16 protein-coding genes and 1 pseudogene are annotated in these 15,532 nt (G+C 32.7%); 7 read left to right on the forward strand and 10 right to left on the reverse strand.

Annotated elements, in window-relative coordinates:
• Positions 1-120: 120 nt before the first annotated feature.
• Entirely contained in the window at positions 121-279 is a 159-nt protein-coding gene (locus tag ACMZ42_RS26100) for a hypothetical protein (protein WP_415733295.1), read from the forward strand.
• A 221-nt stretch (positions 280-500) separates the two neighbouring features.
• Here the strand turns inward: ACMZ42_RS26100 and ACMZ42_RS26105 are convergent, their stop codons facing one another.
• Positions 501-1,112, reverse strand: coding sequence for a Type 1 glutamine amidotransferase-like domain-containing protein (locus tag ACMZ42_RS26105; RefSeq protein ID WP_415733296.1), 612 nt, complete (start codon positions 1,110-1,112; stop codon positions 501-503).
• A gap of 228 nt (positions 1,113-1,340) precedes the next feature.
• Here ACMZ42_RS26105 and ACMZ42_RS26110 point away from each other — a divergent pair, with 228 nt between their 5' ends.
• From ACMZ42_RS26110 to ACMZ42_RS26120, 3 genes are all read left to right on the forward strand, one after another.
• Complete coding sequence (locus ACMZ42_RS26110) at positions 1,341-1,895, forward strand: hypothetical protein (protein ID WP_415733297.1); 555 nt, start codon at positions 1,341-1,343, stop codon at positions 1,893-1,895.
• A 721-nt stretch (positions 1,896-2,616) separates the two neighbouring features.
• The gene (locus ACMZ42_RS26115) at positions 2,617-2,910 is read left to right on the forward strand and encodes a hypothetical protein (RefSeq protein WP_415733298.1); all 294 of its coding nucleotides are present in this window, start codon (positions 2,617-2,619) and stop codon (positions 2,908-2,910) included.
• A gap of 744 nt (positions 2,911-3,654) precedes the next feature.
• Positions 3,655-4,662 carry a lipoprotein gene (locus ACMZ42_RS26120; RefSeq protein WP_415733299.1) on the forward strand — a complete coding sequence of 336 codons (1,008 nt, stop codon included), beginning with the start codon at positions 3,655-3,657 and terminating at the stop codon, positions 4,660-4,662.
• 63 nt (positions 4,663-4,725) lie between these two features.
• Here the strand turns inward: ACMZ42_RS26120 and ACMZ42_RS26125 are convergent, their stop codons facing one another.
• Positions 4,726-4,983, reverse strand: coding sequence for a YjcQ family protein (locus tag ACMZ42_RS26125; protein ID WP_370079124.1), 258 nt, complete (start codon positions 4,981-4,983; stop codon positions 4,726-4,728).
• 269 nt (positions 4,984-5,252) lie between these two features.
• On the opposite strand from ACMZ42_RS26125, the gene ACMZ42_RS26130 reads away from it, so the two are divergent.
• A complete protein-coding gene (locus tag ACMZ42_RS26130; protein WP_415733300.1) occupies positions 5,253-5,552 on the forward strand; it encodes a hypothetical protein in 300 nt (99 codons plus the stop codon).
• Between the two features lie 26 nt (positions 5,553-5,578).
• On the opposite strand, the pseudogene ACMZ42_RS26135 reads toward ACMZ42_RS26130, so the two are convergent.
• From ACMZ42_RS26135 to ACMZ42_RS26145, 3 genes and pseudogenes are all read right to left on the reverse strand, one after another.
• Positions 5,579-5,719, reverse strand: a pseudogene (locus ACMZ42_RS26135) (IS6 family transposase); the annotation flags it as partial.
• Positions 5,720-7,021 (reverse strand): MFS transporter, encoded by a 1,302-nt coding sequence (locus ACMZ42_RS26140; RefSeq protein WP_415733301.1) that lies wholly within the window; start codon positions 7,019-7,021, stop codon positions 5,720-5,722.
• Between the two features lie 462 nt (positions 7,022-7,483).
• A complete protein-coding gene (locus ACMZ42_RS26145) occupies positions 7,484-7,744 on the reverse strand; it encodes a hypothetical protein (RefSeq protein ID WP_415733302.1) in 261 nt (86 codons plus the stop codon).
• Positions 7,745-8,292: 548 nt separating this feature from the next.
• Here ACMZ42_RS26145 and ACMZ42_RS26150 point away from each other — a divergent pair.
• Entirely contained in the window at positions 8,293-8,502 is a 210-nt protein-coding gene (locus ACMZ42_RS26150; RefSeq protein ID WP_370079146.1) for an excalibur calcium-binding domain-containing protein, read from the forward strand.
• A gap of 319 nt (positions 8,503-8,821) precedes the next feature.
• Positions 8,822-9,982: an acyltransferase family protein gene (locus tag ACMZ42_RS26155; RefSeq protein ID WP_415733303.1), complete on the forward strand. Its 1,161-nt coding sequence runs from the start codon at positions 8,822-8,824 to the stop codon at positions 9,980-9,982.
• A gap of 677 nt (positions 9,983-10,659) precedes the next feature.
• On the opposite strand, the gene ACMZ42_RS26160 is transcribed toward ACMZ42_RS26155, so the two are convergent.
• The 5 genes from ACMZ42_RS26160 to ACMZ42_RS26180 all read right to left on the reverse strand — a co-directional run bounded on the left by ACMZ42_RS26160 (position 10,660) and on the right by ACMZ42_RS26180 (position 15,151).
• Positions 10,660-11,337 carry a class I SAM-dependent methyltransferase gene (locus ACMZ42_RS26160; RefSeq protein WP_415733304.1) on the reverse strand — a complete coding sequence of 226 codons (678 nt, stop codon included), beginning with the start codon at positions 11,335-11,337 and terminating at the stop codon, positions 10,660-10,662.
• A 748-nt stretch (positions 11,338-12,085) separates the two neighbouring features.
• Positions 12,086-12,484 carry a hypothetical protein gene (locus ACMZ42_RS26165; protein WP_370078820.1) on the reverse strand — a complete coding sequence of 133 codons (399 nt, stop codon included), beginning with the start codon at positions 12,482-12,484 and terminating at the stop codon, positions 12,086-12,088.
• The gene (locus ACMZ42_RS26170; protein WP_370078818.1) at positions 12,481-12,693 is read right to left on the reverse strand and encodes a helix-turn-helix transcriptional regulator; all 213 of its coding nucleotides are present in this window, start codon (positions 12,691-12,693) and stop codon (positions 12,481-12,483) included. The genes ACMZ42_RS26165 and ACMZ42_RS26170 overlap by 4 nt, the downstream gene beginning before the upstream one ends.
• Before the next feature lie 512 nt (positions 12,694-13,205).
• Positions 13,206-13,928: a DUF2278 family protein gene (locus ACMZ42_RS26175; protein ID WP_415733305.1), complete on the reverse strand. Its 723-nt coding sequence runs from the start codon at positions 13,926-13,928 to the stop codon at positions 13,206-13,208.
• Between the two features lie 89 nt (positions 13,929-14,017).
• Positions 14,018-15,151 carry a retropepsin-like aspartic protease gene (locus ACMZ42_RS26180; protein ID WP_415733306.1) on the reverse strand — a complete coding sequence of 378 codons (1,134 nt, stop codon included), beginning with the start codon at positions 15,149-15,151 and terminating at the stop codon, positions 14,018-14,020.
• Between the last annotated feature and the right edge of the window lie 381 nt (positions 15,152-15,532).

Consider the following 15,532-nt stretch of genomic DNA (forward strand, 5'->3'; position numbering starts at 1 on the left):
TCTAGAGCCATGACAATGTACGGGGATTATTTATTACGCGTATGCTTTACATATGTACAAGATTGGGCAGTGGCTGAAGATTTAGTACAAGATACGTAGATCGACCAATAGGCTATAAGGATGATTTTTGATAATGTCTATCCGATAAATTATGGTTACCTACTTGGAATCATTGGTGGCGATGGAGAGGAACAGGATGTCCATATCCTTTCAAATAAGGTAAAGGGGCCAATAGAAGAATTTACAGATAAACTTATCGCTATTGTCCATAGAAATTAAGATATTGAAGAAAAATGGATCGTCACTTCAGAGGATGAAAATTACACAAAAGAACAAATTAGAGAACACATAAATTTCATGGAACAATGGTTTGATTCAAAAATTGAGCTTTTAAATTAATATAGTGGAGAGGAAAAACTCCTCTCCGAAATAAGTCTAACTTTTCAGGTTCAGTACACGGAAAGTGTGACTTCTTTATATCCGACATTTCTTTTAGATACTTAAACAATTTCAATATCATTATCTCGAACTAAAATTACTTGAGAATTAGATATCGGAGTCAGTGGAATTTTATTGTTATAATTAGTAATTACCTCGTCAATCATACTACTAAAGTATTCATGTCCAAAATGAGGAACAGGATATGATGAAATCAAATTTAAACCCATAGTTGTTTCTAAATGCGGCGCTTTACTCATTTCATCCATATATTTTACATATTCAATATCAGGTGCCATTATAATTGAACCAGCGGACTCACCTATATATAGCTTACCAGAACCAACTTGTTCAATAATTAATTGATCTATCCCTGACCTTTTTAACTCTTGAAGTAAGAAAAATGTATTTCCTCCAGATACATATATAAAATCATTTTTCCTCAATATTTCTTCTGCTTCATATTTATCAACTTTTGATATTTCTAATATTTCTACAATCATTCCCAACTCTTCAAAGGCTGTTTTTGCAGAATCTACATAATGTACTTCCTCTTCAACTAAACTTGCAGTTGGAATAAAAGTAACTCTTTTTCCTTCAATGTTGTCTCCGACGAAATCTTTCAAAAAATGACTAGTATCATAAAACGAAGAAGATAAAAACATTTTTTTCATAAAGCGCCTCCTAAAATAAGAACTAATGTTTCTTTTTTATGGTAGCAGACTTTTTAAAAAAATCAAACATTAATCTACTTTCCATCCCCCTCTACTTATATATAATAGTGCAAATGGAAGGTTGTGGCCGGCTCTTCTTTGAGAATAAGATAACTAATCACAGTTGTCTGTTTTTATGTGCTTTTCACGCTATATTTCCTATAATGGAAATATAGCGGGGGTTACACAATGAAAAAATTAATCTACATAGGAGCCATGTCTTCACTATTACTTTCAGCTTGTGGTGAAGAAAAAGCTGAAGAAACAGATAAGGCTCAGGAAGAATTAGATAAAGCGAAAGAAAAGGAGGCTGAACAAGGTAATAAAGAGGAAGAACGAAAAGCTAAAGAAGCTGAGGAAAAGGCTCTTTCTGAACAGAAAACAAAAGAGGAAACTAGAGACATAACAGAGAAAAAAATTTCCGCAGATGAAGCAAAAGGAATACTTGAGTATTCAGCTATGGGTGAGAACGATAAATTAATTAGTTTAACCGTCGAAAATGGCGAGATTAAAGCAGTAATAGACTTAGCGCCAAACAAATTCAATTTACCACCAGAAGATATTGCTGTGTCTATGTACAGTCAAGCATCCGATGCGTTACTAGAAGAAGAAGGTTGGAAAACATTAACGATAGAATATGTTGATATTGGGACAGTATCTATGAATATATCTGAAAAACAATCAAATGAACTCGGCATGTATTATTTCCCGGTATCCATCATAACAGGAAGGTTGAAGCAATAATTTAGCCCACTTAAATGAGTGGCTTTTTTCGGAAAGTGGTTACTCAGGTTAGGAAATAAGAAATAATTTCCCAGGTAAGCGCAAGAAATGACAAGCCTAGTCTTATATTCCAGCACTAAGCGACTGATTTTATCATTATTCTTCGCCTGTCTGAAAGTCCAAGTAGACAATAAGACGAACGTTTGTAGGTACATTGTTCATCCAATTCCACCGCCTAATCTAGTAAATCCTCAATTTCGAATGTAATTTCTAACTTCTTTGCTGCCCGACAGTATTCAGACTTATCACATCAATGTTTTTTACGTCCTAACTTCACTGCTTGGTAACGTCGTTCGAACGTATTCCTCCTCAAAGTCGAAGTCTAAAACTACTTTATCTGGTGGTCTCACATTAGCCTTCTTGCTGAAGCTGAGGTGGACCAATTACAATCTGAATCGTGTTGGCCATAAAAACTCAGACACGACAACTAGAATTTACTTTCATGTAACAGGAGGCATGCGTGTAAACGCTTCACAAAAAATGCATGCTAAATTCACTGCCCTACTCGATGAGACTGTAAATGATAAACTGCGTAATTGGATTTGGATACATAATAAAAAGCCGCACCTTGTTAGATGTGGTTTCTCAAATATTTGTAAATTAAATTGTTTCTTCTAGGCTTGTACATTTTGTTTTATAATTATAGAATCTATAAGTTTCACGGGATAAATAATATAATCATATGATACAATTTTTAGTAATAATTAATCCAAGAACTAATATTACGCCAAAAATAGCGCCCATTGTTGCAGAACTATCATTTCGTCTAGAAAAAACTGATTCCAATACTGCTGTAAATGCAACAACGCTTAAACCAGCAGACGCTGCACCCAACAAAGGTTTTATAGAGTTATATCTAGTTATGAATAGTATGATTACTACTAACAATATTAAAGCAAATTCAGCGATAGAGTTATTTACAACGCTTATCAAGAAAAAGCATATTACAGCGACAGCTATTAAAGACCAACCATAAATAACGGAAGCTTTCAATTTTTCTTCTTCTGTTTCAGCTTTAATAAATATGATTTAATACCAATTAAAAAACCATTCTAAAACACCTCCTAAAGTAACGATAATAATAATATACATAATAAATTATACCTATAAATTTAATTATTTCCATATAAATTTACATATAATAAATGAGACTACTACAATGATACTGGTTCTATGAATGGAGGCTTTCGCTTATTTTTAGAAACACACGTACAGTGAACGTGAACTAATGTAAGAATAAAAATAGCCCTCACTTCTTTCAAGGGAAGGCTGCATACGTCATTATTTAGTTGTAATTTCCTGTTTCTTCATCTGTAAATATATCAAGATTTGACAATTGTTTTTGTCATCACTTTGCCCTTGTTATACCCCCCTGTGAATTTAGCCAAATGAATATCCCAATTTTTTAAGATCACCCTCACAAATACCTTACAAACCTTGATATACCTAGGAATCCAAAAACATAATTCCTTATATTTATCGTGAGCGTTCATGCTTTTACCCTCTTTCATATGTATTCGCAAAGGTTATTATCGCAAGGTTTTACGTCATAGAATAATGTTTCGATTTCACCTTTTTTCACTTTTAGCCAAGAATAAATGCAAATAATACGGTCGTGTCTTTTTGGAGAAAAAGATAACTAATCACAGTTGTCTGTTTTTTTTATATACTTTTTACTCAATATTACCTAGAATGGTAATATTGAGGGAGGATTTTATATATGAAGAAAAAATTAATTTTTAGTGCAGCATTAGTATTAAGTTTAGGATTGGCTGGTTGTGGAGAAGACAAAGCTAAGGAAGAGCCACAAAAAGAGAATGGTACTAAAACTGAAGAACCACAAAAAGTTCTAGCGAAAACAGTAGATGACGTAATGAAACATTTTAAAGATGATGGTTTAGAACTAGGAGAAGCTTCAGACTTACCAAAAGATGAATTTGGAAATATCCGAAAAGAAGGTAAAAGAATTTTTATCCCTTCTCTCGGTGATAATTCAGGTGGTCGAATATTTTTATTCGATAATGAAGAAAATCTAAAAAAAGCAAAGAGTTATTATGATGAATTAGGAAATTCAAGTCCTATGTTTTATTCTCACACTCATCAAAGTGGAAAGTTTTTATTACAAATGAATGGTGATATGGAAGATAATGAATTTGCTAAGTATGCAGCTTCACTAGAAAAAGCTGTAACAGGTTCTACTGACATTAAAATAGAAGAAAGCAAATCCAATAAAGTAGATAATTTAACAGAAGCGAATGTTGGTGATGTAGTGAAAGATGATTTTGCAGGTACATATACAATCACGGATTTATATGAAGCACCAACTGAAAAATACAAAAGTGCTGATGTTGAATTTTCAATTGATGGTATGAAAACAGCTAAACTTGTTGCGCGTGATCCAAAAATGATTGAAACAGAAGCTGAAACAAATGTACTTATCCTATCTATAACGGGAGAAAATTTATCTGATGACACTTTAAGTTTTTATCCAAATTCAGCGAAAATGACCACTGATACAAAACGTCAAATCAATTCTATTGTTGAAATTTCTCATTTTGAGTCCGAATTTATTGGCAAAGTAATACAAAAAGGTGAAGTTATATTTGATTTAGGAAAAGAAGGTTTAGAAGGTGTTAAAGAATTAAAATTTGTTTTTGATAGTGCTTCAAAAGATAACAGATTTATTGGCGAAAAAGTAACAGTAGTTGTGCCAGTAAATAAAAAATAGTCACTCAATTCTATTTCACCCCAAAAGTTAGACTAAAAATCTATCTTTTGGGGTGACATACAGTTAGATGTGACTCATAATATTATTTTCTATGTAATTTAATCCTTTCGATTCAACCTTGGCGTTATACAAGGAAACCGATATTAATTTATTCTCTAGACATTCACGATAAATGCTCGCACCAGAAATGAACCCTTTTTCTTGGATCATTTCAACTATTTCTCCGAATGTTTGTTTTTCTATTTCAAAATCATAAAATTTAGGCTCTTCCTGATTAATTAATCCTTCTAGAATATCTAATATTAATTTTTCCTTATCCAAACAATGCTACCTCCAATCTATTTAATAATATAGATTAAAAGGTAACATTTGTCACATAATGACTCCATAATAAATAGCCTTACCGTGCAAGCCCCTTAACTCTCCCCTGTTTTGGAATGTTTCTTGTTCTCATACTTATATAAGAACTATGAATTTTGTTTTTTATGAAAGAGGAAAAGGTAATATATATAAATTATGTTTATTCCTCTAAAAAGTAGGGAAAAGAAAAAATATAGAGTCAGATTCTATATTTTTGGGAGAGATTTATAATGGCAAAACGAAGAACAGGTGTTGTAATTGCAGGGTTAGCTTTAACAGCATTTTATTTAAGTAAAGAAGAAAACCGTGATAAAGCCTTAAGTATGCTCAATAGCGCAAAAGCTAAATTAGGATCCTATTTAAATACTACGGAGATAGACAAAAACATATCAGAGCGGATAACTGCTCAAGCAGCAACACGAGCAGGAACATCTCCAACAAAGATAGCTTCAAACGAAATGGTTGCTGAAGGTGGAGGACATACAGGTATCCATTTTTTCAATGAAGAAATTCAGGGTAAAGAACAATAATAACAAAAAGCTTTCTCCGTTCGCGTAGGTATACTTTGCTCATTTTTCAACTGTTCAATTGATATCGGATAATACTTATTCTTATCAACTGTTATGCCACTAGGCTTAGAATCATAAATCGACCGCAAAGCTTTCTTAGAGAAACGCTTTGCGGCTTTTTTATCTCTTTAAGGTTTCTGCACTAGAACCTCTTTTGCTAGACCCCCTTCTTTCCCGATCTCCCCCTCTTTTTCTAATACATCTCCTTTTGTATCGTTTTCAAAAGTATCATACATTTTCTCTTTAATGAATAATGCAGGAATTAACCCCATGATTGCATAAGAAATACCTAACACAGCTAGTCCAAATCCAATTGATTGTGAAGTAGCGATAATTCCAATAAGGATAGGAGCTATCGCTGCACCTATTCTTCCCGTATTATAAGCTGCACCTACAGCGGTTCCTCTAATATGAGTCGGGAAGCTTTCACTTAAATAAGTAGCATTTACACCATACGGCGCTCCGTATACGAAACCTAGAATAGTCATTAAAATAATGATGTTTCCTGGTGATTGATAAAAATATATGACTGGTAGCATGACTGCTGTAGATAATCCTGCAATGACGAAAACCCCACGACGACCAATTACATTGGCAACCCAACCAGCAAGTGCTTTACCAAGAATCGATGCTGTATATGTTCCAATTAAATATCCTGTCATTTCTTTGAAATTAAAGCCTAATTCTTTCACTATATACGTCGGTAACCAAGTACCTATCCCGTAATAACCGAATTGCAATAGAGAAGAAGTTACTATCCATAATAGAAAGATTGTAAAAACTTTCTTATCTCTAAACAACGCAAGCCATTCATTTGATTTCTTAACTTTCGATGTCTTAGCTTGTTTTTTAGCCAATTTCCAGCCAGTAGGTTCGGGTACTTTTACTCGAATATAGATCGCCACAACAACCGGGAAGATTGAAATTAAGAATAATGGTCTCCAACCATATTCAGGTAGAATCGCGCCCGCTAATAAAACCGCGACTAAATATCCTAATGAATAGGAAGAACCTAATACGCCCATAATCGTTGCTCTATTTTTAACTTTTACATATTCAGCCATTAACATTGTGGCCAATGAATATTCAGCCCCCATACCAATTGCTGATATGAAACGAACAATAATAAATTGTTCATATGTCTGTACAAAAGCTAAGAGAGCGGTTCCAACTGAGAATAAGATCATCATATAGGTCATCATTTTAACACGGCCAAAGCGGTCGGATAACCAACCTCCTAGGATTCCACCAAGTGCCATCCCTAATAGAGAGAATGTACTGATCCAACCAGCAGCCTTGGTATCTAAGACGAATTCGTCAATTAGGCTCGGCATAGCCAATGACAGCATTTGAATATCCATACCATCAACTGTTAAACCTATAAAACTAGCTACAAATACAATTTTCCATAGATTTGAGTTCTTTTCCATAACATATCTCCTCCGCATTCCTAGATTGTTTTGAAATAATAATCTATAAGCAAAATGAAGATACTGCATAGAATGTTTTGGCAAAGAAGATATAATAGTATTGTTTTCTAGTTTAGATTTCAAGTAGAGGTAATATACATAGAGGTGGAAGATTCTTATGAAGATTAAACATCTCCTACTTGTTTAACCGCGAATGATAATTTTTAATTTATTTGGAAATGAACTACACCAAAACAATTTATACGGTATTTATTACCTCCCTTTAAATAATTATACATTTTATCGAATTATTTTCAAATAATTCCGAAAGTTTAGTGAACAGATATAATCACTTTAATCCAATAGAGAGATGGCTAATGGAAAATGTACACTTATATCACGAAAGTTTACGCCATTTAGCTTAAGAACTGTTACATAATAAAAGCCCTCCACATTCATCTGCGGAAGGCATAATGTTTATTTCTACTCAGTTATATTCCCTCGTAAAACATCCCAATACACACCGTAAAAAACTAAACTTTCAAAATTGAATCGCTCTACGATATTCCAAATCTGTTCACCTAATCCATCAATGCATTCCATAGTAAATCTAACGTAGCAATTATCGTTAATTTGTTCTACTTCAACATTATCTACACCTTTAATAAAAGATAAGTAATGTGCAAATTCATAGGCTTCTTTTAGATTGGTTGTAAAAACTGAGTCATTTCTTATTACACTCAATTAAAATACACCGCCTTTCATCTACCTTCTTCGATAACGGTAGAATGCATAAAAATAAATATTTTTGGAGAACTAATTTCAGTTTATAGTTTTCATCAATTTGAAAACCTTACTTTGAATAGTATTTTATTTGGCGATTCCTTTGTTCTAATGATTAAAAAATCATATGATAATAAATTGTCAAACGACATGAATAAAATTTGCAAAAGATATGAGAAATTATAAAGAATGATAATATGATTAAATCATTTACATTAATTGAGTTTGAAAATTGCTTTAAAAGAAACATAATTATGTATTTCATACAAACAATTTTGTAAATATAAAGCAATAATGGATTGTTTTCTCATGAACATAATAGTAATATTTACTCGAGGTCATTAAACCTAATGTTTTACATCAATTAACAATAATAAAGGAAAATCTACTTTAATTACTATTGTTATTATGTATTTCATTATAAAACAATAAAAATAATTCTAGGAGGAACATTTTTGAAAAAATTAGCTACTTCAATTATCGCAGGTGCATTATTAATCGGTGGAACAATGAGTATCCCAACACCAATAGAGGCAGCAGCGAAAACATACAAAAATTGCACAGAGTTAAATAAGGACTACAAAGGTGGCGTTGCTAAGGATGCCAATGTGAAAAACAAAGGCGGAAAAACAAAATACGCACCTTTTGTTTCAGCTGAACTATATAAAGCAAATGCTTCGAAAGATCGTGACAAAGATGGTATTGCTTGCGAGAGATAAAGTTTGAAATCTGTTAAGGTGAATAATATGAGTTTATTTTAAGGAATAACTTACCTCGGCTGAAGCTGATGTGGACCTTCATTACATCGATGCATTCTAAATTCACTGCCCTACTCGATGATTAATCCTCAAAACGTTAATCAATATCTTATTGTATCAACGTTTACAAAGGTTTTTTGGTTCAAGTTAGTTCAAGTTGGTTCAAATCGGTTCAAATCGGCTTGAACCTCATAAAGAACTTAACAGATTTTTTCCTAAGGTGGTAATAAATACATTGATATTATCTCAGTGTAACTTCTAGTGGGAAAGGAGTTTATAGGTGAAAAAAGAGAGTGATCGTTTATATTTCATCGATAATTTAAAAATAGCTTTAATTATGCTTGTAGTAGCTCACCATGCTGGACAAGCTTATGGACCAGGTGGTTGGTGGTATTTTTTGGATGATGAATCTATCAATTGGTTGGGCAGATTTTTCTCTGTAAATGCAGCATTTTTTATGAGTTTGTTTTTCTTTTTATCAGCCTATTTTCTCCCCCAATCAATCTCAAGAAAAGGGACGAAACGGTTTTTAAAAGAACGGCTTATTAGAATTGGTATTCCATTACTACTGGGATTTCTCGTGATGATTCCTATTCTGATGTATTTATATTACATTAATTTCAGAGATTATGAACCCATCCCATTTTTTTCTTACTATGTTAATATATTTTTTGGACTTGGTAATGAACCCGCGAATTGGAGTGGGCCATCATGGCCTGATATGCAATTTGGCCATTTATGGTTTTTAGAGCATTTACTTGTGTATGCGATTGTGTTTTCGGTCTGGACCTTCTTTACATCTAAGAAATTCACACAAAAGTCTGATAGAAACATTAAGGTTTATCAGATTCTCTCCCTGTGGTTGGTCGTTAGTTTAGTGACTTTTATTACAAGGATATGGTTTCCTATTGATCATTGGACAGCTTTTTTAGGATTTATTCAAACTGAATTTGCACATGTACCACAGTATGTGACTTTCTTTTGTTTAGGCATTATGGCTTATCATCGCAAATGGTTTTTAACTATGAGTTCGAGAGCAGGATACATCTGGCTTGTTATTGGAATATTAATAGTGACCATTTTGTATTTTGGAGGAAATACGATAGATCCTTTTCTTTTAAAGGGTGGACAAAACTTCGGTTCGTTGGCTCGATCATTAATTGAGACGTTACTGTGTATTTCACTTGTAATCGGTCTTCTAATTTTATTTAGAGAGAAAGTTAACGGCGCTAATCGTTGGTCAAAGATGTTAGCAAACAATGTATTTGTTGTTTATTTCATCCATGTCCCAGTAGTTGTCTTCCTTCAATATACATTGAATGACCTACCAATATCAGTCTGGACTAAATTTCTTATAACGGTATTTTTAGGAATCATTCTAAGCTTTTTGCTAAGTCATTTTGTATGGAGAAAGATTCCATACCTCAAAAAAATGATGTAAAAGGAAATAATTTTTAGATAAGTGAAAAAGCCAGCATTAATGCTGGCTTTTGTCTTAATAGGATAATGATGTGTCATAAAAATAATGGTTCTTGTTCAACGAGTGCTTTACTTTAATAAGCTCCATTATTAAAAGTCTTTAAATGTACACATAGCAGTGGAATATATTAGCAAAATGTATTCCACTAACATCTATCTTGTTGGTTCAACTTGGTTCAAGTAATTTCAATTTCAATCCTTTGCCATACATTTCTATCCATATAACAATTCCCAAAACGTTGATATAAATGGATTATGATGTATTCAATACACTTAGAATATATCTGTATATTTCTCAAAACATTAATAGGATTCTCTTCATTATTATGAGATTGTAGGTTAAAAGCTGTTTTCTTTATTCCGCAATCTAGTAGTTAGCTGAATACATTGCTTATATTATTTCCGTTAAAAAATAAGATTAAGTCTCCAATTGCCCCAATACAAAAAAATATAAAATAATAACTTGCTATTGTCACCTTTTTGTTAAATAGTTCCTTGAATGCTTGAATAAACAACTCGTCAAACTTAAACCAGCTTAATATCCAACTAGTTAAAAGAAAACTTATAATCATCATTTGCTCGTTCTGCCCCTGTTATATGAACCTTTTAGAAAATACATCTTTTTCTTCTATAGATTTCTTAAATCTTTTGCACAACAACAGCTTTTGAAAACGGAAATGTATAAAAAAATTGCTTTACTTCAACGCGATTGGAAACTGAATTCAATATTTGAATGTATTCAGAAGTTTTACTGAAATCAGAAATGACTATTCGACCATTTGGTCTTAAAACTCGCCACATTTCAAGAATCGCCTTCCTTCTTCCTTCTACACTTTTAATGTTATGAACTACGAAGTTTGAGACAACAATATCGAAACTTTCGTCCGAAAATGGAAGTTCCCGAGCGTCAGCATCCATGATGTCGATTTCTTTCACACTTTCAGCAACCATATTAGCTTGTAGTTTAGCTTTTCCATTCCCCCCCAAATCCCATTTTGACCAAATATCAGTGGCTGTCACCTTACAACCCCTTTGAGATGCAGAAATAGCTAAAAGTCCACGACCTGTTCCCACATCAAGAAGTTCATCACCTGATTTAACTTGTGCAAGGCTCAAAATCACCTCTCTGTGTGCGATTTTGATTGTTGTTGAGTATGTAATCATCCATAGGCCCGTCACAAGACAAATCAAACCATAGCCCAATACAAATCCATTGACTGAACCAATTACACCCGATAACGTAAATACCAGCCCGATAATAATTAAAAAGGCAACCCAAAATGGAGCGTCAACCCCATATCGCATAGTAATTTTCATTTATCTTGACCTCCTTCCCTACCTTGCATACGAAAAGCACTACATTGTGTTTTCAATAAAACGACCCGTTTGTTGCATACTGATTTTTTTATATTTCCATATTAACATACAAAAAATCCTCATATTGGTAATGATTCAAAATAAAAACCATTTTTAGAGGTAATGTAACCGATCTGAACTAAAAATAAATGAATGATTAATATTGTATTCAACTAACATCAATCACTTTGGTTCAAGTAATAACATTTTCAATACTTTATCATACGTTTCTATCTATTTGTAATTTCATGAAACATTGATATAAATGGATTATGAGGAATTCGATATACTTAGAATTTACCTGTATACTTCTCAAACTAGTTTGGGAACAAAAATAGGATAAATGTTGCTGTTTGGTTGCTCTTTTGCAAAATCAGCTTCATTTATCCTCTACAAACGTGATATCAAGATTCCCCCCAAAACTGACCCTTATAGGCCCAATATTTATTGAGTATAAATAGGCTGTCTGCTTTTTATTTCATAATGTACGCCTATAAATATTGATCTGCATCCATACCTGTAAATATACTTTATTAATACGCCATCTAGCAACATCTGACCTATTTTGATAAAAAGCAAATAAAATATAAAAACGAATATATAAAAAGGGAGAAAATAAGAATACTCATAATGGATTGGCCTTGATTTTGATTATTTAAATAAAGCCCTCTCAATTAATACACGAATTAATTTATATATAGCCACATTTTTAACGGTATTTTTTCGAAACTACGAATTCAGTGATTGGCATAGTTATCAAAGCTAGTCCAATTACAATAACAAGAGGAATATTCTTTATATCATTCATTGCAATTACCTTTTCCGAGACAACTAAGACGATTATCATTAATATAAGTAATAGATAATAACTAATTTTTGAACTTAAAAGAGTTATATGTTTCTCTAATTCATCTTTTTCTCTTTCGTACTTTCCATCCATTTCACCCCAGGTAAGGGATTGGAATAAAAAACCAACACCTAGGAAGACAAAGAATAATGTAGTAGCATTAATTATTTCTTTTGTAAACCATTCATATATCCCATAGCATCCAGTTGCAGTAATAAGAATTAAAGAACAGATTAAACTGATTTTTTTTACAGTTATCACTTTTTCTCATTCCTTTCATATTTAAATATAAATAATTTTTCAATAGAAATACCTAAAACATAAGACAAATTAAATGCCAATTCTAAACTTGGATCATACTTATTATTTTCAATGGCATTGATTGTTTGTCTTGTTACTTTACATAAATCCCCCAATTTACCTTGTGAATAACCATTCTTTTCTCGGTATTCCCTGATTCTATTTTCCATTACTATGCCACCTTTAGATTTAATAAGGTGTAAAACATTCTTTACACCTTGATAATAAAATAAGATAAATTAGGTGTCAAGCATATTTTACATCCAATCCCCTTTTCTACCATTTCAAAAATTTAACTTTTACTTTATCATTTGACTCCACTAAATATATACCTATAAAAGTATAAAAGAGGTATTAAATGAAAACATGAATAAAGACCCTTTTGAGTGTAGTAATAATATTTGGCTCCAGTTTAACGTTGTATCAATTGATGAAACCTGGTATTTTAAGCACTATATTAAAAGGCTTAGTTAATTTAATTGTAATACTTGTGAATAATTTCACTAGCAATAAAAATACAGAACACAAAATAAACCAAGATAGCCATTAAGCAATCTTGGTCTAAGTTCTTTATTTAGCTACATACTGACCTTCTAAGCATTGTTGCCATTTGTTTATGGTAAGTGCACCAGTAGGATTTGTGCTTTTCCCACCTTCTTTAATAGCCCCTTCTCATGCACTTTTATGTGCTGTGGATTTCTAGTGTCGATTTTCTATTCTTATGGTTACATACACTAACTGGCTTAGTTGCATGTCCATAGTCATCTGTACACCAAGACTGCGATTGGAAAGCTAGGAATATACCAACCCATCTATTCTCTTCCTCAAAATGAATAAGTACACCACCATCTTGCCATATCCCGTCGTCTGTTCTAAAATCCCTACTATTTCCTTGATTCATATGAATATCATGAATGCCTCTGCCTGGAGAAAACCCGAAATATTTATCTCTTTCATTTTCAGTTTTAAATTTTTCTCCGTAAGCATACACTATAGCTTTTTTAGTCATTGCCTCTTGCATATATTTATTAACTTTCTCATTTAAGTCATTGTCTGGTCCGTTTTTTGTTGCAGGGAGAGGAATCATTTTTGAGGGATCAAATAAGCCACCACGAATATAATCTAATGCAATTTCGCGATTTTCATTAGTAACTTCTGTAAATCCTTCTTCGTAATTTGGAATAATTGTTATTTGATTAGAGTTGAAATCTTCACTAACAAAATATAGGACTTCTGAAGGCTTTACCTTAGAGGCAACATTGATCGCAATCCTATAATCTTCCTCACTTTTATTATTCTTTCTTGCTCGAATATGCACTTCGTAATGAGGCGTCTTATCAAATGAATCCACAGGTCTCACGTCAACAACCTTACCTTTTAGCACTCCGTATTTGAATAAGGGCATGAACTATTACCTCCTATAAAGTTATGATAATAAAACCTTATACCAAGATTAAATACATAATAATAATTGCTTGACTCTTGGCAGCATCATTAGATAAACACAAGTTCAAACTTTCTATTCATATAATCAATCACCATACGCCCATCCTTAGCAATATCACTACCAAAAACACCGTCTAGCTTGAAAAAAGTAGCAAGATCTGTCAACATCTCTCTCACGTTGTGTAACCTGATCGACTGATTCTCATTCAGATTTACAGTTAAACTTTCTATGCTGTCTAATTCTCTTTCTTTTACATCACCGAAGCCTCCTGAATGTACCTTTCTTCTTGCTATTTTAAGATTATCGATTTTCGATAGGAGCGGTTGTCCAAAATGGCTCTTATTCGCACCGGTGTCTAAACCGAAATACAACGGGACTTGATTCTGACCTTTCACTTTCAAAATCGGATACCCACAGAAGAAAAGGTTGTTCTCCACACCATCTTTTCGTTGCGGTTTCTGAATTATTACCTGTTTTCGTCCATAGTCGATTTCCAGAAAAATATGTTGTATGATATCCCATCCAATGATACCGTCTACCTGCATTATTTCTTCTGTTTTAGGGTTTTGAATCATTAATAAATCATTCGCTAACACCAATGTAGGCTGATTATGAATTGTTAGCCCCTGTATGCCAATTATATCGATGATGGCCAAATCGGCACTAAAATTTTGGCTTGTTGAATTTCCAACCTCCAATTCTTCATCTTTCACAATGTTAATATTACAGTCACTCACTAAAGCATTTGAGATGACTGTCATCCCTGCTCCAGTATCTAACCAAAAGCTTTTTTTATTTCCATTAATCATTACATCAACCGTCGGAGAGCCAGAAATACTTAGTTTCATTGGAATACGTATTTCATCGTTTAAGAAGGAGAACGTTGTTTTTTCAGACTTGCTGCTGCAAGCTTTCGCAATTAAACGATTGCTTTGATCAATGCTGAGATCATCAAGAAGGCCGAGCATCTCTAATTGTTTCCATTCGGATTTAGTAAAATAAAGCTCAAATAAAATCTTGGCACAACTACTTTGCAATGAATAATCATGAGACTCACAATACAGATTCTTTAAAATTTCTGCAGCCAAACATTCTTTTCCTTCTGTAATTAATGTTAAAGCAGAGGCAAATTCTTTTTGTTCATCATTCATTTCTAAAGTTGCAAAATCAAACTTCTCCATTTTGTCTATCACTTTCAAATTATCCCCTTCCACAAAGAATTTATTTTTCTTTATTACTTCTTTACACTTCCAACAAATTCCTTCTAACTAAACTGAATTTCATCATTAGTTGAAGTATCCAACCTTTTTGACAAACTAAAAAGAAGCAGCCTTTCGACTACTTCCCCATCTGATTCAAATTTGTTTCTGTCTCTAAATATGTTGTACTGGAAAGCTTCATATGCTTACTAATTGCTCATACCACGCTACAACTTTTTATTTTTAATACTATTTCTCAGGCTATGAACTATACAAACAAAGCTATTACGACATATTAATAGTAATGTAAAGCTAATTTAGCCTTACACCTCCGAAGCTTGTTACTAAGGGTCACTCCTATCC

Origin of the sequence: Lysinibacillus sp. NPDC056185 (assembly GCF_047737915.1) — a bacterium.
Taxonomy (GTDB): domain Bacteria; phylum Bacillota; class Bacilli; order Bacillales_A; family Planococcaceae; genus Lysinibacillus.

What these genes read in the sequence shown, in the direction of transcription:
- ACMZ42_RS26140 (WP_415733301.1), bottom strand. Translation starts at nt 7,021, where the DNA reads ATGGAAAAGAACTCAAATCTATGGAAAATTGTATTTGTAGCTAGTTTT.
- ACMZ42_RS26150 (WP_370079146.1), top strand. Translation starts at nt 8,293, where the DNA reads ATGAGTATCCCAACACCAATAGAGGCAGCAGCGAAAACATACAAAAAT.
- ACMZ42_RS26120 (WP_415733299.1), top strand. Translation starts at nt 3,655, where the DNA reads ATGAAGAAAAAATTAATTTTTAGTGCAGCATTAGTATTAAGTTTAGGA.
- ACMZ42_RS26175 (WP_415733305.1), bottom strand. Translation starts at nt 13,928, where the DNA reads ATGCCCTTATTCAAATACGGAGTGCTAAAAGGTAAGGTTGTTGACGTG.
- ACMZ42_RS26105 (WP_415733296.1), bottom strand. Translation starts at nt 1,112, where the DNA reads ATGAAAAAAATGTTTTTATCTTCTTCGTTTTATGATACTAGTCATTTT.
- ACMZ42_RS26115 (WP_415733298.1), top strand. Translation starts at nt 2,617, where the DNA reads ATGATACAATTTTTAGTAATAATTAATCCAAGAACTAATATTACGCCA.
- ACMZ42_RS26130 (WP_415733300.1), top strand. Translation starts at nt 5,253, where the DNA reads ATGGCAAAACGAAGAACAGGTGTTGTAATTGCAGGGTTAGCTTTAACA.
- ACMZ42_RS26180 (WP_415733306.1), bottom strand. Translation starts at nt 15,151, where the DNA reads ATGGAGAAGTTTGATTTTGCAACTTTAGAAATGAATGATGAACAAAAA.
- ACMZ42_RS26100 (WP_415733295.1), top strand. Translation starts at nt 121, where the DNA reads ATGATTTTTGATAATGTCTATCCGATAAATTATGGTTACCTACTTGGA.
- ACMZ42_RS26160 (WP_415733304.1), bottom strand. Translation starts at nt 11,337, where the DNA reads ATGAAAATTACTATGCGATATGGGGTTGACGCTCCATTTTGGGTTGCC.
- ACMZ42_RS26170 (WP_370078818.1), bottom strand. Translation starts at nt 12,693, where the DNA reads ATGGAAAATAGAATCAGGGAATACCGAGAAAAGAATGGTTATTCACAA.
- ACMZ42_RS26110 (WP_415733297.1), top strand. Translation starts at nt 1,341, where the DNA reads ATGAAAAAATTAATCTACATAGGAGCCATGTCTTCACTATTACTTTCA.